The organism is Flavobacterium sp. FlaQc-49, assembly GCF_044005985.1.
In the GTDB taxonomy this organism is placed as follows: domain Bacteria; phylum Bacteroidota; class Bacteroidia; order Flavobacteriales; family Flavobacteriaceae; genus Flavobacterium; species Flavobacterium cupriresistens.
In genome coordinates this window covers 1-283 of the sequence record NZ_JBIPCS010000048.1, presented here as the reverse complement: position 1 = coordinate 283, position 283 = coordinate 1, and the positions used below count along the sequence as shown (strand labels likewise).

The following is a 283-nucleotide window of genomic DNA, read 5'->3' as shown; positions in this document are numbered from 1 at the left end:
ATTTCCGCTTGCGTTAGAAGTAGCTGTCAAAGTTGTAGCGCCAGAAACTGCTGAAACTGTAACTCCCGCAACTGCAGTCGCTCCATTTAAAACTGTTCCGCTTACTGTATAATATACCGGAGTAACAGCTTGTGTAAAATTCAACGTTTTATTAGTAGCAATTGCTGTGTAAACTGTTGAAGCCGGTGTAAATGTTACACCTGATTTTGCAGCTGTTACTGTATAATCTAATCCTGCTACTAAATTAGCAACTGTATAATTTCCACTTGCATCTGAAGTAGCT

1 protein-coding gene is annotated in these 283 nt (G+C 39.2%); it reads right to left on the bottom strand.

What is annotated here, in order from left to right:
* The coding region (locus ACHRV3_RS23030) for a hypothetical protein (RefSeq protein WP_395436295.1) at nucleotides 1-283 on the bottom strand (283 nt) is incomplete at both ends.